The 24,522-nt window shown below is 71.5% G+C and carries 20 protein-coding genes; 1 reads left to right on the top strand and 19 read right to left on the bottom strand.

Going from position 1 to position 24,522, the window contains the following annotated elements; all coding sequences use genetic code 11:
• Positions 1 to 19: 19 nt before the first annotated feature.
• The 6 genes from ACZ6JT_RS07880 to ACZ6JT_RS07905 form a co-directional block, all read right to left on the bottom strand.
• The gene (locus tag ACZ6JT_RS07880) at positions 20 to 589 is read right to left on the bottom strand and encodes a dienelactone hydrolase family protein (protein ID WP_469208420.1); all 570 of its coding nucleotides are present in this window, start codon (positions 587 to 589) and stop codon (positions 20 to 22) included.
• A 322-nt stretch (positions 590 to 911) separates the two neighbouring features.
• A complete protein-coding gene (locus ACZ6JT_RS07885; protein ID WP_469208422.1) occupies positions 912 to 2,504 on the bottom strand; it encodes a Na+/H+ antiporter in 1,593 nt (530 codons plus the stop codon).
• 402 nt (positions 2,505 to 2,906) lie between these two features.
• Complete coding sequence (locus ACZ6JT_RS07890; RefSeq protein WP_469208424.1) at positions 2,907 to 3,380, bottom strand: GNAT family N-acetyltransferase; 474 nt, start codon at positions 3,378 to 3,380, stop codon at positions 2,907 to 2,909.
• On the bottom strand, positions 3,377 to 4,318 hold the full coding sequence (locus tag ACZ6JT_RS07895) for an RluA family pseudouridine synthase (protein WP_469208426.1): 942 nt from the start codon (positions 4,316 to 4,318) through the stop codon (positions 3,377 to 3,379). The genes ACZ6JT_RS07890 and ACZ6JT_RS07895 overlap by 4 nt, the downstream gene beginning before the upstream one ends.
• A gap of 41 nt (positions 4,319 to 4,359) precedes the next feature.
• A complete protein-coding gene (lspA, locus tag ACZ6JT_RS07900) occupies positions 4,360 to 4,920 on the bottom strand; it encodes a signal peptidase II (protein WP_030707323.1) in 561 nt (186 codons plus the stop codon).
• Between the two features lie 124 nt (positions 4,921 to 5,044).
• Positions 5,045 to 5,992 (bottom strand): TraR/DksA family transcriptional regulator, encoded by a 948-nt coding sequence (locus ACZ6JT_RS07905; protein ID WP_469208429.1) that lies wholly within the window; start codon positions 5,990 to 5,992, stop codon positions 5,045 to 5,047.
• Between the two features lie 588 nt (positions 5,993 to 6,580).
• On the opposite strand from ACZ6JT_RS07905, the gene ileS reads away from it, so the two are divergent.
• The gene (ileS, locus tag ACZ6JT_RS07910) at positions 6,581 to 9,727 is read left to right on the top strand and encodes an isoleucine--tRNA ligase (RefSeq protein WP_469208431.1); all 3,147 of its coding nucleotides are present in this window, start codon (positions 6,581 to 6,583) and stop codon (positions 9,725 to 9,727) included.
• A gap of 337 nt (positions 9,728 to 10,064) precedes the next feature.
• Here ileS and ACZ6JT_RS07915 read toward each other — a convergent pair whose 3' ends face one another.
• The 13 genes from ACZ6JT_RS07915 to ACZ6JT_RS07975 form a co-directional block, all read right to left on the bottom strand.
• Entirely contained in the window at positions 10,065 to 11,270 is a 1,206-nt protein-coding gene (locus ACZ6JT_RS07915; RefSeq protein ID WP_365478717.1) for a DivIVA domain-containing protein, read from the bottom strand.
• Positions 11,271 to 11,352: 82 nt separating this feature from the next.
• Positions 11,353 to 11,649: a YggT family protein gene (locus tag ACZ6JT_RS07920; protein WP_469208433.1), complete on the bottom strand. Its 297-nt coding sequence runs from the start codon at positions 11,647 to 11,649 to the stop codon at positions 11,353 to 11,355.
• Positions 11,650 to 11,709: 60 nt separating this feature from the next.
• Positions 11,710 to 12,327 (bottom strand): cell division protein SepF, encoded by a 618-nt coding sequence (locus tag ACZ6JT_RS07925; RefSeq protein ID WP_362813176.1) that lies wholly within the window; start codon positions 12,325 to 12,327, stop codon positions 11,710 to 11,712.
• Between the two features lie 149 nt (positions 12,328 to 12,476).
• Entirely contained in the window at positions 12,477 to 13,196 is a 720-nt protein-coding gene (locus ACZ6JT_RS07930; protein WP_469208437.1) for a YggS family pyridoxal phosphate-dependent enzyme, read from the bottom strand.
• A complete protein-coding gene (gene pgeF, locus ACZ6JT_RS07935) occupies positions 13,183 to 13,971 on the bottom strand; it encodes a peptidoglycan editing factor PgeF (RefSeq protein ID WP_469208439.1) in 789 nt (262 codons plus the stop codon). The genes ACZ6JT_RS07930 and pgeF overlap by 14 nt, the downstream gene beginning before the upstream one ends.
• A complete protein-coding gene (gene ftsZ, locus ACZ6JT_RS07940) occupies positions 13,968 to 15,173 on the bottom strand; it encodes a cell division protein FtsZ (protein ID WP_327413503.1) in 1,206 nt (401 codons plus the stop codon). Before ftsZ ends, pgeF begins: the two co-directional genes overlap by 4 nt.
• A 279-nt stretch (positions 15,174 to 15,452) precedes the next feature.
• Entirely contained in the window at positions 15,453 to 16,307 is an 855-nt protein-coding gene (locus tag ACZ6JT_RS07945; RefSeq protein WP_469208441.1) for a cell division protein FtsQ/DivIB, read from the bottom strand.
• Between the two features lie 29 nt (positions 16,308 to 16,336).
• Positions 16,337 to 17,431 (bottom strand): undecaprenyldiphospho-muramoylpentapeptide beta-N-acetylglucosaminyltransferase, encoded by a 1,095-nt coding sequence (murG, locus tag ACZ6JT_RS07950; protein WP_469208443.1) that lies wholly within the window; start codon positions 17,429 to 17,431, stop codon positions 16,337 to 16,339.
• Positions 17,432 to 17,437: 6 nt separating this feature from the next.
• Complete coding sequence (ftsW, locus tag ACZ6JT_RS07955; protein ID WP_469208445.1) at positions 17,438 to 18,799, bottom strand: putative lipid II flippase FtsW; 1,362 nt, start codon at positions 18,797 to 18,799, stop codon at positions 17,438 to 17,440.
• Between the two features lie 69 nt (positions 18,800 to 18,868).
• Complete coding sequence (gene murD, locus ACZ6JT_RS07960; RefSeq protein ID WP_469208447.1) at positions 18,869 to 20,308, bottom strand: UDP-N-acetylmuramoyl-L-alanine--D-glutamate ligase; 1,440 nt, start codon at positions 20,306 to 20,308, stop codon at positions 18,869 to 18,871.
• Positions 20,290 to 21,360 carry a phospho-N-acetylmuramoyl-pentapeptide-transferase gene (gene mraY / locus ACZ6JT_RS07965; RefSeq protein WP_030707344.1) on the bottom strand — a complete coding sequence of 357 codons (1,071 nt, stop codon included), beginning with the start codon at positions 21,358 to 21,360 and terminating at the stop codon, positions 20,290 to 20,292. Before mraY ends, murD begins: the two co-directional genes overlap by 19 nt.
• Positions 21,357 to 22,787 carry a UDP-N-acetylmuramoyl-tripeptide--D-alanyl-D-alanine ligase gene (locus tag ACZ6JT_RS07970; protein ID WP_469208450.1) on the bottom strand — a complete coding sequence of 477 codons (1,431 nt, stop codon included), beginning with the start codon at positions 22,785 to 22,787 and terminating at the stop codon, positions 21,357 to 21,359. Before ACZ6JT_RS07970 ends, mraY begins: the two co-directional genes overlap by 4 nt.
• The gene (locus tag ACZ6JT_RS07975; protein ID WP_469208452.1) at positions 22,784 to 24,511 is read right to left on the bottom strand and encodes a UDP-N-acetylmuramoyl-L-alanyl-D-glutamate--2,6-diaminopimelate ligase; all 1,728 of its coding nucleotides are present in this window, start codon (positions 24,509 to 24,511) and stop codon (positions 22,784 to 22,786) included. Before ACZ6JT_RS07975 ends, ACZ6JT_RS07970 begins: the two co-directional genes overlap by 4 nt.
• Positions 24,512 to 24,522 lie beyond the last annotated feature (11 nt).

The raw sequence follows: 24,522 nt of genomic DNA on the forward strand, positions 1-24,522 counted from the left end.
GTGCCCTTTCCCGTGACCCCTACAGGCTGTCGAGGAAGCCGACCGCGACCTTCCACAACTGCTCCGCGGCCTGCGCGTCGTAGTCGTCCAGCTCCGGGTCCGTGAACAGGTGCCCGGCACCCGGGTAACTGTGGACCTCCACGTCCGCCCCGGCCCGCTGCATCCGCAGGTACCAGGCGGTCAGCCAGTCGTGCGGCTCGAAGGGGTCCGGGTCCGCGATGTGCAGCTGCACCGGCAGCCCGTCCACCGAGGCGTCCTCCTCCAGGTCCGCCGTCCCGTGCAGGAGCAGCAGCCCGCGCGCCTTCTCGTCGGCCATCGCCAGGTGCTGGGCGACGGAGCCGCCGAAGGAGAAGCCCGCGTAGACCAGGCCCTGGTCGGAGTGGGGGGCGGAGGCCAGCACCGCGCGCTTCAGCAGCTCGTCCCGGCCGATCTCGTCCCGGTGGGCCATGCCCTCTTCGACGGTCTCGAAGGTGCGTCCCCCGAAGAGATCCGGCACCTGGACCTGGTGCCCGGCCGCGCGCAGCCGGTCGGCCGCCGCGTGCACCGCGGGCCGCAGCCCGTACGTCGAGTGGAAAAGCATGATGTTCATGCCTCCATCGTGCCAGCCCCCGAACGGAAGGTGCCCGCGGACCGCTTCCCGCTCCGTTCCTCCCATGGAGAGGGAGAACTTCCTTCGCCCCGCCCTCGCCGGTCGCGCGGCGGCGCGTAGAGGGCCGGCACGGTCTTCTGGCACCTGGAGCACAGCGCACCGCTCGACCTGATGCGGGAACAGCTCCAGCAGATCCTGACGGGCCTCCCGGAGTGGGACGGCCGCGGCGGCGGCCTGGCCGTGACGGACACCACACCGCACACCGTCCCGGTCCGCGCGGTGGTCACGCCGGGTTCCTCCGCACCCGGGATCGGGCCGTGGGCTAGGGAGCGCGCAGGCTCCGTACGTCGAGATGGCGCAGCACCCGGTCGACGACCTCCGGGTCGGAGCCGGGTTCGCTGCGGGCGGCCAGCACCTCGTGGCGGGCGGCCGACATCATCTCCCGCTGGATCCGCTGGATGTCGCGGAGCCGCTGCACCCGCTTCGCGTACGCCTCGCGCCGTTCCTCGTCCACCATGTCCGGACTGATCCTGGCCCCCACGTCGTACGCGCGCCGGGTCAGCTGCTCGACCAGGTCCTCCGGCAGCTCCTCGGCCTCGTCGATCTCCTTCAGCCGCCGTTTCGCGGCCCTCGCGGCCCGGATCGCCAGCTGCCGCTCGGCGTCCCGCCGCACGTCCGTGTCGGCCTCCACGCCCAGCCGCCGCACCAGCCACGGCAGGGTCAGCCCCTGGCACACCAGGGTCGCCATGATCACCGCGAACGCGATGAAGATGATCTCGTCCCGTGCCGGGAAGGGCTCGCCCGAGTCCGTCTTCAGCGGGATGGCCAGGGCCAGGGCCACCGAGGCCACCCCGCGCATCCCGGCCCACCACATCACCACGCTCTCCCGCCAGCTCAGCGGGATCTCCTCGTCGTAGTCGCGCAGCTGGTGCAGCTTCTTCGCGAGCCAGCCGGCCGGCAGCAGCCACAACAGCCGTACGCCGACCACCACCGCGACGACGACCGCCGCCCAGCCGACCATCTGCCACTCGCGGTCCTGCGCCGTCCCGAAGACGGTGTGCAGCTCCAGCCCGATCAGCCCGAAGGCCACCCCGGTGACCAGCGTGTCCACGACCTCCCAGAAGGTGTGCCCGGCGAGGCGCCCCAGCACGTCGTCGGCGTCGGACGCGTACTCGGCGAGGAACAGGGCCGTCGTCAGCACGGCCAGCACCCCCGACCCCCGGAGTTCCTCCGCGACCACGTACGACACGAAGGGCACCAGCAGCGTCAGCCCGATCTGGAGGGTGGCGTCGTCGAGCCGGCCCATCAGCCGGTGGGTGATCCAGCCCAGGGCCAGACCCACGACCACGGCGACGACCGCGGACAGCACGAACTCCCCCAGCGCATCGGGCCAGGAGAAGCTGCCGCTCACGGCCGCGCCGATCGCCACGTGGTAGAGGACGATCGCCGTCACGTCGTTGAAGAGCCCCTCGCCCTCCAGGATCGACACCATGCGGCGGGGCAGCCCGAGCGATCCGGCGACCGCGGTGGCGGCGACCGGGTCGGGCGGGGCCACGAGCGCTCCGAGCGCGACGGCGGCGGCGAGCGGCAGCGCGGGCACCACGGTGTACGCGACGGCGGCGACGGCCGCGGTCGTGACGAACACCAGGGCCACGGCCAGCAGGAGGATGGGCCGCACGTTGGCGGCGAACTGCCGCCACGAGGTCCGCTGCACGGAGGCGTACAGCAGCGGCGGCAGCACCAGCGGCAGGATGAAGTCGGGTGGGACCTCGACCTCCGGCACGGCCGGCACCAGCGCGAGGACCACGCCGCCGAGGGTCATGAGGACGGGCGCGGGCAGTCCCAGCCGGTCCCCGAGCGGCACCATGACCACGGCGCCGAGCAGCAGCACGAAGAGGAGAGCAAGCTGATCCACTCCCCCACCCTGCCAGTCCGCTGCGCTTGGCCGGGGCGGTGACTGCGGCGACCCCGCGTGTCGGGCCCGGCCCGAACCCCCCGGGGCTCCGCCCCGCACCCCTACGGCGCTCCGCGCCCGCGCCTCAAACGCCGGCGGGGCTGAACTCGCGAGCCCGAAGTCCAGCCCCGCCGGCACACTCCAGCCTCGCCGGCACACTCCAGCCCCGCCGGCGATTGAGGCGCGGGGTCCGGGGCGGAGCCCCGATCTTGAGCCCCGCCGGCGATTGAGGCGCGGGGTCCGGGGCGGAGCCCCGATCTTTGAGCCTCGCCGGCGATTGAGGCGCGGGGTCCGGGGCGGAGCCCCGATCTTTGAGCCCCGCCGGCGATTGAGGCGCGGGGTGCGGGAGGGTGGGCCGCAGGGCTACGGCAAGGGGCGCCGCATCGCACGGTGGGGGATGCCCGCGTCCTGGAACTCCGGCCCGTAGGGCACGTACCCGAGCCGCTCGTAGAAGCCCAGCGCATGCGTCTGCGCGCCGAGGTCGACGGCCGTCAGGCCCAGCCGGGCCGCCTCGGCCTCGATCGCCCGGACCAGGGCCACGCCCACGCCCAGCCCGCGCGCGGCCTTGCGTACGGCCAGCCGGCCCAGCGAGCCGACCGCCGGGTCGTCGCCCGTCTTGGCCCGCGCGGCAGAGCCGTGGAGCAGCCGGCCGGTGCCCAGCGGCTCCCCGTCCGCCCCCACGGCCAGTACGTGCACCGCGCCCGCGTCGTACGCGTCGTACTCGATCGACTCCGGCACGGACTGCTCGACCACGAACACCTCGGTCCGCACGGCGAAGCACGCCGCCACGTCGGCCTCGGAGTCCGCGACCCGCACCTCGAAGCCGACGGCGGTCACTCGCTCTCCGCCCGGATCACGTCCAGCGCGTGCTGCAGGTCGGCCGGGTAGCCGCTCTCGAACTCCACCCACTGGCCGTCGGACGGGTGCTCGAAGCCGAGCCGCACCGCGTGCAGCCACTGCCGGGCCAGGCCCAGCCGCTTCGCGACGGTCGGGTCCGCGCCGTACGTCAGGTCGCCGACACAGGGGTGCCGGTGCGCGGACATGTGCACGCGGATCTGGTGCGTACGGCCGGTCTCCAGCTTGATGTCGAGCAGCGAGGCGGCGCGGAAGGCCTCGATCAGGTCGTAGTGGGTGACGGAGGGCTTGCCCTCTTGGGTCACGGCCCACTTGTAGTCCGCGCTGGGGTGGCGGCCGATCGGCGCGTCGATCGTGCCGCTCATGGGGTCCGGGTGGCCCTGCACCAGCGCGTGGTAGCGCTTGTCCACGACCCGCTCGCGGAACTGGTTCTTCAGCGAGGTGTACGCGCGCTCCGACTTCGCGACGGCCATCAGGCCGGACGTGCCGACGTCGAGGCGGTGCACGATGCCCTGGCGCTCGGAGGCGCCGGAGGTGGAGATGCGGTAGCCGGCCGCGGCGAGGCCGCCGATGACGGTGGTGCCGGTCCAGCCGGGGCTCGGGTGGGCGGCGACGCCCACCGGCTTCATGATGACCACGATGTCGTCGTCGTCGTGGACGATCTCCATGCCGGGGACCGGCTCGGCGACCACCTCGACCGCGCGCGGCGGTTCGGGCATCTCGACTTCGAGCCAGGCGCCACCGTGCACACGCTCGGACTTCCCGACGACACTGCCGTCGACCGACACCTTCCCCGCGGCCGCGAGATCGGCCGCCTTCGTCCGGGAGAAACCGAACATGCGGGCGATGGCGGCGTCGACGCGCTCGCCTTCGAGGCCTTCGGGAACGGGCAGGGTGCGGATCTCGGGAATCGTACTCACCCGTCGAGTATGCAGGACTCGACGGCGCGCCCGTCCCGCGATCAGTCCTTGTGGACGGTGCCGTCCGGGTCCAGGCCCTTGAAGGAGAGCAGGACGATCAGGATGCCGCCGCACACGATCGCCGAGTCGGCGAGGTTGAAGACCGCGAAATGGGCCGGCGCGATGAAGTCGACGACCGCGCCCCGGAACACCCCCGGCGAACGGAAGATCCGGTCGGTCAGGTTGCCCAGCGCACCGCCCAGCAGCAGGCCCAGCGCGATCGCCCACGGCAGGCTGTAGAGCTTGCGCGCGAGCCGCACGATCACCACGATCACGGAGGCCGCGATGCAGGTGAAGATGATGGTGAACGCCTCGCCGAAGCCGAAGGCGGCGCCCGGGTTGCGGACCGCCTCGAACTTCAGCAGGTCACCGATGATCTCGATCGGCGGCTGGTGCTCCAGCTTCGCCACGACCAGCATCTTGGTGCCGAGGTCCAGCAGGTAGGCGAGCACCGCCACGACGAGCAGCGCCGCGATCCGCCGGCGCCCCTTGGGCACGGCGGACTCCGGCTGGGCGTCGTCCCCGACCTCCGGCGTACCGATGATGCGCTCCGCCTCTGCCACGTGAGTCCCTCGAACTAGCTCGAACCAGGCTCCTCCTGGACCCTGACGAGACACGAGGGTACGTCAGGGCCCCCGCGCACCGCCTGCCCCACCTCCACCTGATTCCGCGCCCCGCTGCCGGCGCCTAGTGCCGCCGCTCCTGCTTCTGCTTGCAGTCCACGCACAGGGTCGCCCGCGGGAAGGCCTGCATCCTGGCCTTGCCGATGGGCTGCCCGCAGTTCTCGCAGAGCCCGTAGGTGCCCGCCTCCAGCCGTTCCAGGGCCCGCTCGGTCTGCTCCAGCATCGAGGTGGCGTTCGCCGCGAGGGCCAGCTCGGACTCCCGGGTGATGTTCTTGGTGCCGGTGTCCGCCTGGTCGTCGCCCGCGCCGTCGCCCGAATCCCGCATCAGGCCGCTGATCGCCACCTCCGAGGCGTCGAGCTCGGCGCGCAGCCGCAGCACCTCGCTCGTCAGCTCGCTGCGGGCCTCGTCGACCTCCGCCTGAGTCCAGGGGTCCTCGCCGGGCCGTACGGCGAGCTCGCCCGGGCTGAGGGCCGCCGTGGCCCGCGCCTTGGGCAGCCCGCTGGTGGCGGCCGCAGCCGTCTTCCTCGCCGTGCCGGTGCTCTTCTTGGCAACCACTTTCGGGACTCCCGTCTTCTTCGCGGCGTGCGCCGCCCCCTCGGTCGCGTCCTGCTTGGCCGCGCCCGTCCGCTCGTCGACGGCGGTCGTCTTCGTGACGGTGGTCGCCTTGTCGGCCGGCGCCTTCTTGACGGCGGTGGCCTTGTCGGCCGGCGCCTTCCGGGCCGGAGCCTTCTTCACCGCCGGCGTCTTCGCCCCGGTTGTCTTCACCGCGTTCGTCTTCACCGGAGCCTTCTTCACCGCGTTCGTCTTCACCGGAGCCTTCTTCGCCGCGGCCTTCCTCGCCGGAGCCTTCGTGGCGGCGGCGCTCTTCCCGGCAGCGGTCGCCTTCCCGCCGGGAGCCGTGTCCTCGGATGCCTCCGCCTTCCCTGCGGCCTTCCCGACAGCCTTCTTGGCAGTACTCCCGGCGGTCTTCTTCGCCACCATGGCCGCGGCCCCTTCACATACTGTGATCATTGCTCGCGAATCGTGCCGGAACGATAAATCGACACCGGCCCCGCGGCAACGGGGCACGCATCCATCGAGGTCAACCTGCATCCGTTGTGCCCATCCGGAGCCCCGGTAATCCGCCACTCCCGCCCCACCCGCGTCCGTACCGGCGCCTCGGGTCCATTCGGGTCACCGACGGCCCGTCCCGTGCCCCCGGCCGCGCTCCGCCCGCGCCCCCCGCCACGCCGTGCCGCCGCCCCCCGCACGGGCCCCCGCAAACCGGTCGGCCGCGTACGCCCCGGGCCCGTACACTGGGCCCAGCGAAAGGCATGGACGGGGACGAGTAGCGCCGTACGCAGCCAGGAGCGACCCGGGGACGGTGAGAGCCCGGGGGCCAGCGCGACGCGAAGGATCACCCCTGAGCCGCCGGAAGAAAGCCGGCACGGATCCCCGTGCGGCGAGTAGAACCGGCTTCGCACCCCAATGAGGGGGCCACCGGATCCGTCCGGCGGCCAAGGAGGGTGGTACCGCGGGAGCAGGCGTCCTGGAGTCTCCAGAACGGCTCTCGTCCCTCCGGACGGAAGTGACACCCCGCCGGAGGAAGAGTTCAGCCTCATGACCACACCGCCGCAGTACCGCCCGGTACCCGCCCAGGTCGACCTGCCTGCCCTCGAGCACGCGGTCCTCGACTTCTGGCGCGAGAGCAAGACCTTCGCCAAGACCCTGGAGCAGTCCGAGGGACGCCCCGAGTGGGTCTTCTACGAGGGCCCGCCGACCGCGAACGGCATGCCCGGCGCGCACCACATCGAGGCCCGCGTCTTCAAGGACGTCTTCCCCCGCTTCCGCACCATGCGCGGCTACCACGTGGCCCGCAAGGCCGGCTGGGACTGCCACGGGCTGCCCGTCGAGCTCGCCGTCGAGAAGGAGCTCGGCTTCAACGGCAAGCAGGACATCGAGGCGTACGGCATCGCCGAGTTCAACGCCAAGTGCCGCGAGTCCGTGACCCGCCACACCGACGCGTTCACCGAGCTCACGACCCGGATGGGCTACTGGGTCGACCTGGACGACGCCTACCGCACCATGGACCCCGAGTACGTCGAGTCCGTGTGGTGGTCGCTGAAGGAGATCTTCAACAAGGGTCTGCTCACCCAGGACCACCGCGTCGCCCCCTGGTGCCCGCGCTGCGGCACCGGCCTCTCGGACCACGAGCTGGCGCAGGGCTACGAGACCGTCGTCGACCCCTCGGTCTACGTCCGCTTCCCGCTGACCTCCGGCCCGCTCGCGGGCGAGGCCGCGCTGCTGGTGTGGACGACCACCCCGTGGACCCTGGTGTCCAACACGGCGGTCGCGGCCCACCCCGAGGTCTCGTACGTCGTCGCCACGAACGGCGAGGAGAAGCTGGTCGTCGCCCAGCCGCTGCTGGAGAAGTCCCTGGGCGAGGGCTGGGAGGCCACCGGCCAGACCTTCACCGGCAAGGAGATGGAGCGCTGGACGTACCAGCGCCCCTTCGAGCTCGTCGAGTTCCCCGAGCCCGCCCACTACGTCGTGAACGCCGAGTACGTCACGACCGAGGACGGCACCGGTCTGGTCCACCAGTCCCCCGCCTTCGGCGCCGACGACCTCGCGGTCTGCCGCGCGTACGGCCTGCCCGTCGTGAACCCGGTCCGCCCCGACGGCACCTTCGAGGAGGAGGTCCCGCTGGTCGGCGGCGTCTTCTTCAAGAAGGCCGACGAGAAGCTGACCGCCGATCTCGACGCGCGCGGTCTGCTCTTCAAGCACATCGCCTACGAGCACAGCTACCCGCACTGCTGGCGCTGCCACACGGCCCTGCTCTACTACGCGCAGCCGTCCTGGTACATCCGCACCACCGCCGTCAAGGACGCGATGCTGCGGGAGAACGAGAAGACGAACTGGTTCCCGGACTCGGTCAAGCAGGGCCGCTTCGGCGACTGGCTGAACAACAACATCGACTGGGCGCTCTCCCGCAACCGCTACTGGGGCACCCCGCTGCCGATCTGGCGCTGTGAGGAGAACCACCTCACCTGCGTCGGCTCCCGCGCCGAGCTGAGCGAGCTCTCCGGCCAGGACCACTCGAACCTGGACCCGCACCGCCCGTACATCGACGAGGTGACCTTCCCCTGCACGGCGGACGGCTGTTCGCTGGAGGCCGTCCGGGTCCCGGAGGTCATCGACGCCTGGTACGACTCGGGCTCGATGCCGTTCGCGCAGTGGGGCTACCCGTACAAGAACAAGGAGATCTTCGAGAAGCGCTACCCGGCGCAGTTCATCTCGGAGGCCATCGACCAGACCCGCGGCTGGTTCTACACGCTGATGGCGGTCGGCACCCTCGTCTTCGACAAATCCTCGTACGAGAACGTGGTCTGCCTCGGCCACATCCTCGCCGAGGACGGCCGCAAGATGTCCAAGCACCTGGGCAACATCCTCCAGCCGATCCCGCTCATGGACCAGCACGGCGCGGACGCGGTGCGCTGGTTCATGGCGGCCGGCGGCTCCCCGTGGGCGGCGCGGCGCGTGGGCCACGGCACGATCCAGGAGGTCGTCCGCAAGACCCTCCTCACGTACTGGAACACGGTCGCCTTCCAGGCCCTGTACGCCCGTACGTCGAACTGGGCCCCGTCGGCGGCCGACCCGGCGCCGGCGGACCGCACCGTCCTCGACCGCTGGCTGCTCTCCGAGCTGAACGCCCTCGTCTCCGAGGTCACGGACGCGATGGAGGCGTACGACACCCAGCGCGCCGGCAAGCTGCTGTCCGCGTTCGTGGACGACCTGTCGAACTGGTACGTGCGTCGCTCGCGCCGCCGCTTCTGGCAGGGAGACAAGGCCGCGCTGCGCACCCTGCACGAGGTCGTCGAGACGGTCACGCGCCTGATGGCCCCGCTCACCCCGTTCATCACCGAGCGGGTCTGGCAGGACATGATCGTCCCGGTCACCCCGGACGTCCCGGAGTCGGTGCACCTGTCGACGTGGCCGGCCGCCGACACCTCGGCGATCGACCCGACGCTCTCGCAGCAGATGCTGCTCGTCCGCCGCCTGGTGGAGCTGGGCCGGGCCACGCGTGCCGAGTCGGGCGTCAAGACCCGCCAGCCGCTCTCCCGGGCGCTGGTCGGCGCGGTGGGCTTCGACGCGCTGTCCCCCGAGCTCCAGGCCCAGATCACGGAGGAGCTGAACGTCTCCTCCCTGGCCTCCCTGTCGGAGGTCGGCGGCTCGCTGGTCGACACGACGGCGAAGGCGAACTTCCGGGCGCTGGGCAAGCGCTTCGGCAAGGGTGTCCAGGACGTGGCGAAGGCGGTGGCCGCGGCCGATGCGGCGGCGCTGTCCCTGGCCCTGCGGTCCGGCTCGGCGGTCATCTCGCTGAACGGCGAGGAGATCTCCCTCTCCCCGGAGGAGGTCATCATCACGGAGACCCCGCGCGAGGGCTGGTCGGTGGCGTCCGACTCGGGCGCGACGGTCGCCCTGGACCTGGAGATCACCCCGGAGCTGCGGCTGGCGGGTCTGGCGCGTGACGCGATCCGCCTGATCCAGGAGGCCCGCAAGAACTCGGGCCTGGACGTGGCGGACCGCATCGCCCTGCGGTGGTCCTCCGCGGACCCGGAGGTCGTGACGGCCCTGACGGACCACGCGGGCCTGATCGCGGACGAGGTCCTCGCCACGGACTTCGCGTCCGGCGAGGCCGACGCCGCGTACGGTGACCCGTTCACGGACGAGCCCCTCTCCCTGACGTTCCGCCTCCGCAAGGCATAGCCCTCGGCAGGCCCGAACGGCCCGTGCCCCCGTCCGCGGGGGTGCGGGCCGTCTCCCTTTCCCGGGGCTCCGCCCCGAGCCCCGGTCCTCAAACGCCGGACGGGCTGAAAGATCCGGCCTCGCCGCACCATCCAGCCCCGCCGGCGTTTGAGGCGCGGGGTCTGGGGCGGAGCCCCGGTCTTTCAGCCCCGCCGGCGTTTGAGGCGCGGGGGGCCGGGGGCCGGCCCCCGGGGGCCGGGTCCGCACGGGGACGCGAACGGGCCGGGCCCGAGGTTCCTTGGAACCTCGGGCCCGGCCCGGAGTGCGCGGCTGCCGACCGCAGAGACGGCGGCGGCGCCTAGTTGTCGTCCTCGTCGATCAGGAAGCCCCGCATCGGCGACGGCGCCTGCATCGGCTGCGGCGCAGCCGGCCGCACCGGAGCCATCGGCTGGGTCATCGCCGGGGACATCTGCTGCTGGCCGCCGTACGACGGGCCCGCGCCCATCGGGGAGGGGCCGCCCATGGGCGACGGGCCGCCCATCGAGGGGCCACCCATGGAGTGTCCCATCGCGCCGGCCGGAGCCATCGAGGGCGACGGCGACGGCGGCAGTGCGGGACCGGCCGGGTTCCGCGGCGGGGCGAGCGAGTCGTCGGCCTGGGTCTCCAGCTGGCGCAGCTGCGACTCCAGGTAGGACTTCAGACGCGTACGGTACTCACGCTCGAAGCCCCGCAGGTCCTCGACCTTGCGCTCCAGCGTGGCGCGGGCGGACTCCAGGGAGCCCATCGCGACGCGGTGCTTCTCCTGCGCGTCCCGCTCCAGCGCGTCGGCCTTGGCGCGGGCGTCCCGCTCCAGGCCCTCGGCGCGCGACCGGGCCTCGCCGACGATCTTGTTGGCCTCGGAACGGGCCTCCGCGATCGCCTGGTCGGCGGTCTGCTGCGCCAGGGACAGGACGCGGGCGGCGCTGTCGCCACCGGGGCCCTGCTGCGGGAGCTGCGGCTGCTGCTGCATCTGCTGCATCGGCTGACCCATGGGCTGCATCTGCTGGCCCATCTGCTGCATCTGCTGGCCCATGGGCTGCATCTGCTGGCCGAGCGGGTTCTGGCCGCCCATGGACTGCTGCTGGCCCATGCCCTGCTGGCCCATGCCCTGCGGTCCGCCCATGGGGTGCTGCTGCATGGGGCCGCCCATGGGGCCGCCCATCGGGCCGGGGCCCTGCTGGCCCTGGCCGCCGGGGCCCGGCGGGAGCTGCGGCTGGCCGCCCGGGAGCTGCGGCGGGCCCATCTGCTGCTGCGGCGGGCCGGATATGGCCGCGGGCACGGGGGCGCCGGGGCCGCGCTGGTCCTGGGGTTCCGGCTTGCGCATGCCCTGCTGCTGCTGGTTCTGCGCGGCGGCACGCGTGGCGGCCGCCAGCTTGGCGCGCAGGTCCTCGTTCTCGCGCAGCAGGCGCGTCAGTTCGGACTCGACCTCGTCGAGGAAGGCATCGACCTCGTCCTCGTCATAGCCTTCTCGGAGGCGGACGGTCGTGAACTGCTTGTTCCGCACGTCCTCGGGAGTCAGCGGCATGTCTTCTTCACCTCTACGTAGTCGTCGGCAGTCGGCAAGACCGTATCGGGATCGTCCCCGCGCGCGCGGAGAAGTTCATCGTTCATACGCTTCTCGCAGCACCGCTGACGAGACTGATGAGGATGTAAACGATGATCATCAGAACGAAGAAGGACAGGTCGAGTGCCACGCCCCCGAGACGCAACGGCGGGATGAGCCGCCGCAGAAGCTTGAGCGGTGGATCGGTGACAGTGTAGGTGGCCTCCAGAACGACCACCATCGCCTTGCCGGGTGTCCATGAACGTGCGAACTGGAACACGTAGTCCATGACCAGTCGGAAGATCAGCACGATGAGGAAGCACATCAGCGCGATGTAGACCACCTGCAGTGCGACGCCCATCCCGCGCTTCCCTCTCCCCGTTTCCCGCTCTGTTCCCGGTCCCGTATCTGACGGATCGGTCTAGCTTTGGTTGAAGAACCCGCCCTCCGCGATGCGAGCCTTGTCCTCCGCCGTGACATCGACGTTAGCAGGCGACAGCAGGAACACCTTCTGTGTCACGCGTTCAATGCTGCCGTGCAGACCGAAGACGAGTCCGGCGGCGAAGTCCACGAGACGCTTCGCGTCCGTGTCGTCCATCTCCGTGAGATTCATGATCACCGGAGTGCCCTCACGGAAGTGTTCCCCGATGGTACGGGCCTCGTTGTAGGTCCGGGGGTGCAGCGTCGTGATGCGGTACGGCTCCCGCTCGGAGACGACCTTGGGCATGATCACGGGGGCGTTCTTCTCCAGGTTCGAGCGGTCAGGTGTGATGGATGCCACGGGGGCAATTCGCGCAGGACGTCCGTTTTCCACCGGAATTGGGATGGGCTCCCGCTGCGCCGGAGGCTGTACGGCTCGTACCGGTTCGTCCGAAATGGGCGATTGGTGCACGGGCTGCTGTCGGCGATCCCGCTCCCGAGCCCGTTCCATCTCCGGCTCGGGCTCGAACTCGTCGTCGGGGTCGTACCCCGGGTTGTCGTACCGGTCGTCCTCCACGAGGCCGAGGTAGACCGCCATCTTGCGCATCGCGCCGGCCATTCTCCGAGTCCTCCGCTCTGTGGTGGATCGCCCTGTCGCAGGTGCCGCCGTGTCACGAATGTCACCAACTGCCCGCGATCCACGTGGTCTGCCCGCTCATCGGCGGGAATGACCATATTTTCTGCTGTGGTCCGACTTTCTTCGCGACGTTACCCGAGCCGGGGTCTCGCGCCGAGTACCGCAGTGCCGACGCGTACATGTGTCGCACCGGCCGCAACGGCCTGTTCCAGGTCTGCGCTCATCCCGGCCGACACCATCGTGGCAGCAGGATGGTCCGCGCGCATGCGGGATGACAATTCCATCAACCGCTCGAAGGCGGCCTGTTCGCGTCCCGCGTAGGGGCCGGCCAGCGGGGCGACGGTCATCAGTCCGTCGATCCGCAGTCCCGGTGCCCCGGCTACGAGGTCCGCCAACTCCGCGAGCTGCTCCGGCGCCGCGCCGCCCCGGGCCCCGCGCTCCCCCGACTCGGCGTCGAGGGCGATCTGCACGAGGCAGCCGAGTTCCCGTCCGGCGTTCGAGGCGGCGGCCGAGAGGGCGGTCACGAGCCTGGGGCGGTCGACCGACTGCACCACATGCGCGTATCCCGCCACGGAACGGACTTTGTTCGTCTGCAACTGGCCGACGAAGTGCCAGCTGAGCGGCAGATCCGCGCAGGCCGCGGCCTTGGGGGCGGCGTCTTGGTCGCGATTCTCCGCAACATGACGGACGCCCAGGTCCGCCAGCAGTCGTACGTCGCTCGCGGGATAGGTCTTGGTGACCACGATGAGCGTCACCTCGTCCCGCGCCCGGCCGGCCGCCGCGCACGCGGACGAGATGCGTTCCTCGACCCGCGCCAGGTTCTCGGCGATCTCGGACTTACGATCCGTCATTCTGCTTTCCCCCCGCGGATCCGGAGGGCGTCCCCCCGGAAGACTCCGTCAACCAGACATATCCGGCGAGCCGCCCGGTCACCCGGTCTCGGCGGTACGAGAAGTGGTCCCGCGACTCCAGTGTGCAGACCGGGGAGCGGCGGCTGTTCACCACCCCCGCCTCCGCGAGCTGCGCGTGCACTCCGGCGACCACGTCCACGGCCGGTGTCCCCCAGCTGGTCTCGGCCCGGGCGGCGGGCACCACTTCGGCCACCGCCTCCCGCATGTCCGCGGGCACCTCGTAGCAGTGTCCGCAGACCGCGGGTCCGGTAACGGCGATGATCCGCCCGGGTTCGGCGCCGAGGGAGACCATCGCCTCGACGGCCGCGGGCACCACCCCGGCGACCAGTCCCGGCCGTCCGGCGTGGGCGGCCCCGGCGACCCCGGCGACCGGATCCGCCAGCAGGACGGGCGTGCAGTCGGCGGTGAGCACCGCGAGGGCGAGCCCCCGACGTGCGGTCACCAGCGCGTCCACCGCGGGGATCTGCTCGTGCGGACCCCAGGGCCCGTCCACCACGGCGACGTCGCGGCCGTGCACCTGGTTCATCCAGACCACCCGGTCCGGGGCGAGCCCCAGGGACTCCGCGGCCCGTGCCCGGTTCGCGAGAACGGCGGCCGGGTCGTCTCCGACCGCGCCGCCGAGGTTGAGCTCTTCGTACGGAACGGCGCTCACCCCGCCCCACCTGTCGGTGAAGGCGAAGTGGGCGCCGCCCACGTGGTGCTGCTCCGGTGTCACTTCAAGAAGTCCGGGACGTCCAGTTCCTCGGCCGGGCTGTCCTGGTACGGGCGGGCCGTGGGGACCTGCGGCGCGGGGGCCTGGGTCTCGACCGGGGCCGGCTCGACCGGAGCCGGGGGGTCCTCGCGCGGGGTGACCGTGCCGAGTCCGCCGAAGGCCGGGCGGGCCGGCTCGGCGGCGCGGACCGGAGCCGGGGCCGGCTCCTCGCGCTTGGTGGACGCCGCGCCGATGACGTTGTCCCGGCGGGCCGGGGGCTGTCCGCCGTCGAACCCGGCCGCGATGACGGTGACCCGTACCTCGTCGCCGAGCGCGTCGTCGATGACGGCGCCAAAGATGATGTTCGCCTCGGGGTGGGCGGCCTCGCTCACCAGCTGCGCGGCCTCGTTGATCTCGAAGAGACCGAGGTCCGAGCCGCCGGAGATGGAGAGCAGCACGCCGCGGGCGCCGTCGATGGACGCCTCCAGCAGCGGCGAGGAGATCGCCATCTCGGCCGCGGCCACCGCGCGGTCGTCGCCGCGGGCCGAGCCGATGCCCATCAGGGCCGAGCCGGCCTCGGACATCACGGACTTGACGTCGGCGAAGTCGAGGTTGATCAGACCCGGGGTGGTGATGAGGTCGGTGATGCCCTGGACGCCCGAGAGCAGGACCTGGTCGGCCGACTTGAAGGCGTCGAGCACGCTGACCTGGCGGTCCGAGATGGACAGCAGTCGGTCGTTCGGGATGACGATGAGGGTGTCGACCTCTTCGCGGAGCTCGGCGATGCCGTCCTCCGCCTGGTTCGCGCGGCGCCGGCCCTCGAAGGTGAACGGCCGGGTGACCACACCGATCGTCAGGGCGCCCAGCGAGCGCGCGATGTTGGCGACGACGGGTGCGCCGCCGGTGCCGGTGCCGCCGCCTTCACCGGCGGTGACGAAGACCATGTCGGCCCCCTTGAGGACCTCCTCGATCTCCTCGCGGTGGTCCTCTGCCGCCTTGCGGCCGACGGCCGGGTTGGCGCCGGCGCCGAGGCCACGGGTGAGTTCACGGCCGACGTCGAGCTTGACGTCGGCGTCGCTCATCAACAGCGCCTGGGCGTCCGTGTTGATGGCGATGAACTCGACGCCCTTGAGACCGACCTCGATCATTCGGTTGATGGCATTGACACCACCGCCGCCGACACCGATGACCTTGATGACTGCGAGGTAGTTCTGCGGTGCTGCCACGTCGAAGGCCTCTCGCCTCGAGTTACGTGTCGCCGCCTCGCGGGCCTGCGTTGCGACGACTGATGCCGAAATAGGGACGGTCCGAACGCGCCGACCCGAACCCTCACCCTGAAGTTTAGGGTTAGGGGTGTGTCTGTTCCTTGGACTCTTCCGAACAGGACACTAAGTCGACAAGTAGCGCGTGTTCAACGAACACGCCGAACCTCCCGTTTTTCTTTTCACCCTATGTGATCACCCGTATCGCTGGCCAACCAGGGTGCGTCGTCGTTCGACCGGGAGTCAACTCCCGGACACCGCGGGGGCGGTGGGGACGCTCACGTCGAAGTGACCGGCCTTGGGCGCGGCTTTCAGCAAAGCGGTCAGCGCACGCCCCTTCGCCTGGCTCTGTTCACCGCTCCCCCACGTCACGGAGCGGCCCCTCGTGAGCTCCAGGACCACGGAATCATAGGAACCCACCTTGACCTGCACGGTTTCCCTGGCGACCGGTTCCGGGAGGGCGCCGGCGACGCGGACGGCCTCGTGCAGCAGCCGTTCCTCGTCGAAGCGACGGGCGCTCGGGGATCGTGCGGCGTTCAATTCGAGGACCGGAACGCCCGCCGGTGCTTTCGGAACCGTGTCGAATCGCACACCCGAAGCGTCCACTTCGACGAAGTTGGCGTCCTTTTTGATGAGCAGGACAGGTTTGCGTTCCGTCACTTTCAGCCCGATGCCGTGCGGCCAGGCCCGCACCACATCGACCGAATCGATGCGGGGCAGCCGGCCGCGGACGCGGCTCTCGATCTCGTCGGTGTCCACGCTCACCAGGGGCGCGCCGACGGGCACGGCCGCGGCCGAGAGGACCTGCTCGGGGGTGAGCACCTCCGTGCCGGTGGCGGTGACCTTCTCGACGCGGAGCCAGGAGGAGCCGTAGAGCGCCCAGATCCCGCCCGCGACGAGGAGCACCGCGCCGGCGAGGGAGGCGAGCACGGGGCCCCAGCGCAGGCGTGCGCCGGGGCCCTGCGGGCCGGACCGCTGCGCGGACTTGCCGGACTTGGGGGGCTTGGGCGGTGTGGCAGAGCCGGTGCCCTTGCGGGCGGGCCGGCCGGACCCGCCGGGACCAGGGGTGCCGCGCTGTGCGGTCGTCGCTCCGGCCACTCCTGTGCCTCCTGCGTCTGGGCTCCGCGTCAGCGGTTGCGGTGGGCTGCGATCGCCTCGTACACCATGCCGACCAGCAGTTCGTCGGCGTCGCGCCGGCCGAACTCACCGGCGGCGCGGGACATCTCGTAGAGGCGGTGCGGGTCGGACAGCACCGGGAGGACCTGGCCGAGCACCCACTCGGGCGTCAGTTCCGCGTCGTCCACGAGGAGGCCGCCGCCGGCCTTGACCACCGGCTGGGCGTTGAGCCGCTGTTCGCCGTTGCCGATCGGCAGCGGGACGTAGGCGGCGGGGAGCCCGACGGCGGAGAGTTCGGCAACGGTCATCGCACCCGCGCGGCACAGCATCATGTCGGCGGCGGCGTACGCGAGATCCATCCGGTCCACGTACGGTACCGGTACATACGGCGGCATCCCGGGCATGTTGTCGACACGCGGCAGTTCGTTCTTCGGGCCGACGGCGTGCAGGATCTGGACGCCGGAGCGCTGCAGGGTCGGAGCGGCCTGCTGGATCGTCTCGTTGAGCCGGCGGGCGCCCTGTGAGCCGCCGGAGACCAGCAGCGTCGGCAGGTTGGGGTCCAGGCCGAAGGCGGCGCGCGCCTCCGGGCGGACCGCGGCCCGGTCGAGGGTGGAGATGGTGCGGCGCAGCGGGATGCCCACGTAGCGGGCGCCGCGCAGCTTGCTGTCGGGGGTGGAGACCGCGACGGCGTGCGCGTAGCGGGAGCCGATCTTGTTGGCGAGTCCGGGCCGGGCGTTGGCCTCGTGGACGATGATCGGCACCCCGAGCCGCTTGGCCGCGAGATAGCCGGGCAGGGCCACGTAGCCGCCGAAACCGACGACGCAGTCGGCCTTGGTGCGGATGAGGATCTCCTCCGCGGCCTTGATGGTGCCGCGCAGCCGTCCGGGGACGGTGATCAGTTCGGGGGTCGGCTTGCGGGGCAGCGGCACGGCGGGGATCAGCCCGAGCTCGTAGCCGCGTTCCGGCACCAGGCGGGTCTCCAGCCCGCGCTCGGTGCCGAGGGCGGTGATGCCCACTGAAGGGTCCTGCCTGCGCAGGGCGTCCGCGAGGGCGAGCGCCGGCTCGATGTGGCCGGCGGTCCCCCCACCGGCGAGTACGACATGCACCGAAATTCACCGCTCTCCGGACGGACGCTTCTTGACGCGCCGTCTCATCGACTTCCATCTCACCCCGGTCCGCCACCAGCCGGTCTTCGGCTGTCGCATCGCGAGGGCCGCGCGCGCCGCCGGCTCCTCACGCGCGAAGGCGATGAGCAGTCCGACCGCGAACATGGTCGGCAGCAGGGCCGACCCCCCGTAGGAGAACAGCGGGAGCGGGACTCCGGCGATCGGCAGCAGGCCGAGCACCGCACCGATGTTGATCACGGCCTGGGCCGTGATCCAGGTGGTCACGCCTCCCGCGGCAAACCGTACGAAGGAGTCCTCCGTGCGTCCGGCCACGCGGATACCCGCATAGCCTAGAGCCGCGAACAGGGCGAGCACCGACAGCGTCCCCGCGAGACCCAGTTCCTCCCCGGTGATGGCGAAGATGAAGTCGGTGTGGGCTTCGGGTAGTTGCCCCCATTTTTCCACACTTGCGCCCAGGCCGGAACCGAACCATCCGCCCGAGGCGAGGGCGTAGATCCCGTGCACGGCCTGCCAGCAAAGGTCGTTCTTGCCCGGGTCTGTCGCACCGAGGCACTCCAGCCGGTCCATCCGGTGCGGGCTGGTCTTGATGAGCAGGGCGACGATCGCACCCGCGAAGGCCAGCACCCCGACGAACATCCGGGTCGGGGCGCCCGCGAGCCAGAGCAGGCCGAACAGGATGGCACCGAGGATCATCGCGGTGCCCATGTCCCCGCCCAGCATGATCAGCCCGAGCAGCAGGAAGGCCACCGGGACCAGCGGCACCAGCAAGTGCTTCCACTGGCTGAGCAGCTCCTTGTCGCCCTTGCGCGCCAGGAGGTCGGCGCCCCACAGGATCAGTGCCAGCTTGCCGAACTCACTGGGCTGCAACATGAACGGACCGCCGAGGGAGATCCAGTTCTGGTTGCCGTTGATCGACACTCCTATCCCGGGGACCTGGACCAGGACCATCAGGAAGAGCGTGCCGGCGAGCACCGGATAGGACAGCGCCCGGTGCAGCTTGACCGGCATGCGGGAGGCGACCAGCAGCAGTCCGGTGCCGATGAGCGCCGCGAGGAACTGCTTCTTGAAGAAGTACGCGTCACCGAGGCCGAGCTGGAGGGCCTTGATCATGGAGGCCGAGTACACCATCACCAGGCCGAGCACGGTGATGAGCAGCGAACTGCCGAAAATCAGGTAATAGGCCGTGAGTGGACGGTCCCAGGCCTTGCGCAACTGCCCCTGCGTACGCCGCAGCCCGGCCAGCGGCCCGCGCCCCGCGGGCCGCTTCACCCGCACCACGGGCCGTTTGCGGCCCTGCGCCTTCACGGCGGACGGCCGCCGCCCCGGCAGCATCTGCTTGGCCGGCATCTGTGACCTTCCCCTCCACTCGTACGAGGCGAGCAGCCGGCCGGAGGGAACCTGCCCCGGAGCCCCGGCCTAGACCGTGTCCGCGGCGCTCTCGGCGGCCAGTTCGCGCACCGCTTCGGCGAATGCGTCCCCACGCTTGTTGTAGTTCGCGAACATGTCCATCGAGGCACAGGCAGGTGCCAGCAGGACCGTGTCGCCGGGCTCGGCGAGCGCGGCCGCCTCCCGGACCGCTGCGAGCATCGCCCCAGTGTCGGTCCGGTCGAGGTCGACGACCGGGACCTCGGGGGCGTGTCGCGCCAGCGCCTCGGCGATCAGCGCCCGGTCGGCGCCGATCAGCACCACCCCGCGCATCCGCTTCGCCGACTTCTGCACGAGCTCGTCGAAGGTCGCGCCCTTGGCGAGGCCGCCGGCGATCCACACGACCGGCTCGAAGGCGGCCAGCGAGGCCTCGGCCGCGTGCGTGTTGGTGGCCTTGGAGTCGTCGACGTACGTGACCCCGCCGACCTCGTCCACGTGCGCGACGCGGTGGGCGTCGGGGCGGAAGTCGCGCAGGCCGTCGCGGACCGCGCGCGGCTCCACGCCGAAGGCGCGGGCCAGGGCCGCCGCGGCGAGCGCGTTGGCGATGTTGTGCGGGGCGGGCGGGTTGACGTCCTTGACCTCGGCGAGCTCCTGGGCGTTCTTCTGCCGGTTCTCCACGAAGGCGCGGTCGACGAGGATGCCGTCGACGACGCCGAGCATCGAGGGGCCGGGGGCGCCGAGGGTGAAGCCGATCGCCCGGCAGCCCTCTTCGACGTCGGCGTTCTCGACGAGCTTCTCGGTGGCGGGGTCGGCGACGTTGTAGACGCAGGCCACCGTGTTGCCCTCGTAGATGCGGCCCTTGTCGGCGGCGTACGCCTCCATCGAGCCGTGCCAGTCGAGGTGGTCCGGGGCCAGGTTGAGCACGGCGCCCGAGTGGACGCGCAGCGAGGGCGCCCAGTGCAGCTGGTAGCTGGAGAGTTCCACGGCGAGCACGTCGTACTGCTGCTCGCCGAGCACCACGTCGATGATGGGGGTGCCGATGTTGCCGACCGCGGCGGTGCGCAGACCGGCGGCCTTCAGGATCGACGCCAGCATCTGGGTGGTGGTGGTCTTGCCGTTCGTCCCGGTGATGGCGAGCCAGGGGGCGGCGTTCTCGCCGCGCAGCCGCCAGGCGATCTCGACGTCACCGACGACGTCCACACCCGCGGCGGCGGCGGCCGCGAACAGCGGGCTGTCGGGCTTCCAGCCGGGCGAGGTGACGACCAGCTCGGTGCCCTCGGGGAGGGTCTCGGCGTCCGCGAGGCGTACGGAGATCCCCAGCTCGCCCAGTTCGGCGGCGCGGGCCCGGTGGCCCTCGCCGTCGCCGCCGTCGACGACGGTCACGACGGCGCCGAGGCCGGCCAGGGCGCGGGCGGCACTGATGCCACTCACGCCGAGACCGGCCACGGTGATGTTCTTGCCCTGCCAGGAGGTCACTTGTCGGCTGCCCATCCCGCGTAGAAGAGACCGAGACCCACGATCACGCACATGCCCTGGATGATCCAGAAGCGGACCACCACAAGGACTTCGGACCACCCCTTGAGTTCGAAGTGGTGCTGCAGCGGAGCCATCCGGAAGACGCGCTTCCCGGTCATCTTGAACGAGCCGACCTGGATGACGACCGACATGGTGATGAGGACGAAGAGGCCGCCGAGCAGGGCGATCAGGAACTCCGTGCGGGAGCAGATCGCGAGACCGGCGAGCGCGCCGCCGAGGGCCAGCGAGCCGGTGTCACCCATGAAGATCTTGGCGGGCGAGGTGTTCCACCACAGGAAGCCGAAGCAGGCGCCCATCAGGGCGGAGGCGACCACCGCGAGGTCCAGCGGGTCGCGCACCTCGAAGCAGGCGTTCGGGCTGGGCAGGGTCTGCGCGTTGACGCAGGACTCCTGGAACTGCCAGACGCCGATGAAGGTGTAGGCGCCGAAGACCATCACGGCGGCGCCGGTGGCCAGACCGTCCAGACCGTCGGTCAGGTTCACGCCGTTGGACATGGCCAGGATCATGAACAGCGCCCAGACGACGAACAGCACCGGACCGATCGACCAGCCGAAGTCCGTCACGAACGACAGCTTGGTGGAGGCCGGGGTCAGCCCGCGCGAGTCCTTGAACTGCAGCGCGAGCACCGCGAAGGCGATGCCGACGATCAGCTGGCCGGACATCTTGGCCTTGGCCCGCAGACCGAGCGAGCGCCGCTTGACGATCTTGATGTAGTCGTCGAGGTAGCCGACCAGGCCCATGCCCGCCATCAGGAAGAGGACGAGCAGGCCCGAGAAGCTCACCGCCTCACCGGTGATGACCTTCGTCAGGGCGTACGCGACGAGCGTGGCCAGGATGAAGGAGATGCCGCCCATGGTGGGCGTGCCCTTCTTCCCGGCGTGGCCGCGCGGGCCGTCGTCGCGGATGAACTGGCCGTAGCCCTTGCGGGCCAGCAGCTTGATCAGCAGCGGGGTGCCGACAACGGTGAGGAACATGCCGATGACACCGGCGAACAGGATCTGCCTCATCGGCCGGGGACCTCGCCCTCGACAGTGCCCTCGAGCAGGGCCTGGGCCACCCGCTCCAGACCGGCCGACCTGGAAGCCTTCACCAGCACGACGTCACCCGGGCGCAGTTCACTGCGCAACAGGTCGACCGCCGCCTGCGCGTCGGACACGAGCACCGACTCCTCACCCCACGAACCCTCGTTATATGCGCCCAGTTGCAGCCAGGAGGCTTCCCTGCCCCCGACTGCGACGAGCTTGCTCACGTTGAGCCGGACGACAAGTCGCCCGACCGCGTCGTGCTCGGCGAGCGCGTCGTCCCCGAGCTCGGCCATCGGGCCGAGCACCGCCCACGTGCGTCCCCCGTTCGCCCTGTCGGCACCGCCCATCGCGGCGAGCGCGCGCAGTGCGGCCCGCATGGACTCGGGATTCGCGTTGTAGGCGTCGTTGACGATCGTCACACCGTCCGCGCGCTCGGTGACCTCCATCCGCCACCGGGACAGCGTGCCCGCCCCGGAGAGCGCGGTGGCGATCTCCTCGACGGACATGCCCAGTACATGGGCAACGGCGGCCGCGGCGAGCGCGTTCGACACGTGGTGCTCACCGTACAGCCGCAAGGTCACGTCGCTGCACCCGGTCGGTGTTCGCAATGTGAAGGAAGCCCGCCCCCTGTCCGTCATGCGGACTTCGGTGGCCCGGATGTCGGCGTCGTCGGCCTCACCGAACAGCACCGTACGGGCCTTCGTGCGCCCGGCCATGGCGCGGACCAGCAGGTCGTCCGCGTTGAGGACGGCGACACCGCCCTCCGCCGCGGCGGGCAGCGCCTCGACCAGCTCCCCCTTGGCCTGCGCGATCTGCTCCCGGCCGCCGAACTCGCCGATGTGCGCGGTGCCGACGTTGAGGACGACGCCGATCCGGGGCGGGGTCAGGCCCGTGAGGTAGGCGATGTGGCCGATCCCGCGGGCCCCCATCTCCAGTACCAGGTGGCGGGTTTCGGAGGTGGCCTTGAGCGCGGTGAGCGGCAGGCCGATCTCGTTGTTGAGGGAGCCGGGTGTCCACACCGTGGGCGCGCGGGTCTGGAGCACCTGGGCGATGAGGTCCTTGGTGGAGGTCTTGCCGGCGGAACCGGTCAGGGCCACCACGTCGGTGCCGAGCCGCTCGACGACGGCGCGGGCGAGTGCGCCGAGCGCCTTCTGCACGTCGGGGACGACGACGGCGGGCACGCCGACCGGCCGGGCGGCGAGGACTGCCGCGGCTCCGGCGGCGACCGCGCGCTCGGCGTAGTCGTGGCCGTCGACGTGCTCGCCCTCGAAGGCGGCGAACAGGCTGCCGGCCTCCACCTGGCGGGAGTCGATGACCACGGGCCCGCTGATCCGCACCGACGGATCCGGTATGTCGTGGGGCCGCCCGCCGGTGATGTCGGCGATCTCGGCGAGGGAAAGGGCGATCACTGGTTCACCTCGGCCTGTCGGACCGTAGTCGTTCGATCGGGCACGGCCGCCTGGTCGAGCACGCTCTGGTGCTCGATCGCGGCGCGGAGCACGGTGCGGTCGTCGAAGGGCCGTACGACACCGGCGGTGTCCTGGCCCTGCTCGTGGCCCTTGCCCGCCACCAGCACGGTGTCGCCGGGCCGGGCGCGGGCGACGGCCGCGGCGATGGCCGCGGCCCGGTCGGGGTCGACCAGGACGGTGCCCCGCTCGGCGGGCGGTACGGACACGGCGCCTTCGAACATCGCGGCGAGGATCGCGAGCGGGTCCTCGGAGCGCGGGTTGTCGGAGGTCAGGACGGCCACGTCGGCGTACCGGGCGGCCGCGGCGCCCATCGGGGCGCGCTTGGTGGTGTCGCGGTCGCCTCCGCAGCCGAGCACGATGTGCAGCTTGCCCTCGGTGACCTCGCGCAGCGCGCGCAGGACCGATTCCACGGCGTCCGTCTTGTGCGCGTAGTCGACGACGGCCAGGTAGGGCTGACCCGCGTCCACCCGCTCCAGCCGGCCGGGCACCCCGGGGACCGCGGCGACGCCGTCGGCGGCGGTCTGCGGGTCGAGGCCGGCGGCGGCGAGGGTGACGATCGCGGCGACGGTGTTGGCCACGTTGAACGGGCCGGGCAGCGGCGCGGCCGCCCGGATCCGCTGTCCCTCGGGGCCCAGCAGGGTCAGGGTGGAGCTCGCCGGCCCGAACACCACGTCCTCGGCGCGCCAGTCGGCGGCCGGGTCGCCGGCGGCGGAGAAGGTGACGACCGGGATCGTCGTCTCCTTGGCCAGGCGGCGGCCGTACTCGTCGTCGAGGTTGACCACGCCCAGACGGGCCCGGCGGGCGGTGAACAGCCCGGCCTTCGCCTGGAAGTAGTCCTCCATGTCGGAGTGGAACTCCATGTGTTCCGGGCTCAGGTTGTTGAAGACGGCGACGTCGAAGACGCAGCCGTCGACGCGGCCGAGCACCAGGGCGTGGCTGGAGACCTCCATCGCCACGGCCTCGACGCCGCGTTCGCGCATGACCGCGAAGAGGGCCTGGAGGTCGGTGGCCTCGGGGGTGGTCCGCTCGGACTTGATGCGCTCGTCGCCGATGCGCATCTCGACGGTGCCGACCAGTCCGGTGCTGCGGCCCGCCGCGCGCAGGCCGCCCTCGACGAGGTACGCCGTGGTGGTCTTGCCGGAGGTGCCGGTGATGCCGATCTGGAGCAGGTCCTCGCCGGGACGTCCGTAGATCGCGGCGGCGAGCTCTCCCATCCGGCCGCGCGGGTCGGCGACCGTGAGGACCGGCAGGCCGGTGGCCGCGGCGCGTTCCGTACCGGCCGGGTCGGTCAGCACGGCGGCGGCGCCGAGACCGGCGGCCTGGGCGGCGAAGTCGGCGCCGTGCGTCCTGGCTCCGGGCAGGGCCGCGTACAGGTCTCCGGGGCGGACCGCACGGGAGTCGTGCGTGATCCCGGTGATCTGCGCCGCGGCGGGCGCCGGGATGCCCAGCAGGGTGGCCAGCTCGCCCAGAGGGGTCGGGCGGGCGGACACGGGCCTGGGCGCTCCCGGCGGCGCTGCCGGGGCGTCTTTCTGGGTGGTTCTGGGCTGATCAGCGTGGGGCACGGCGGTGAGCGTACCGGGCGCGGCGGGCCGGTCGCGAAGTGAGGGCCCGGCCTCGGCGTCGGCAACCGGCCGGTTCCCGGGTTTCGGGGTGATCGTTGTCACTGATGGTGCCT

Source organism: Streptomyces sp. NPDC046308, from assembly GCF_055588065.1.